We start from the raw sequence: 201 nt of genomic DNA on the forward strand, positions 1-201 counted from the left end.
CTTCTTGTGCTCGCGCAGATGATCCATGTTGAGGTAGCGGGTCGCCTCGAGCCAGTTCTCGTGGATCTCCACCGCCAATGCCCGAACCAGCCGCAAACAGCTCTGCGGGTTGGGGAAGATGCGAACGACCAGGGTGCGCCGCTTGATCTCCTGGTTCAGCCGCTCCAGCATGTTCGTCGACTTCATGTGCTTGTGATGCGC

General features: G+C 60.2%; 1 protein-coding gene. It reads right to left on the minus strand.

Translation table 11 applies throughout. The features are described from left to right. Positions 1 to 201: transposase (locus AC0L3L_RS36560; protein ID WP_473642237.1), on the minus strand; the 201-nt coding region annotated here is incomplete at both ends.

The organism is Mesorhizobium sp. WSM4849, from assembly GCF_055811385.1.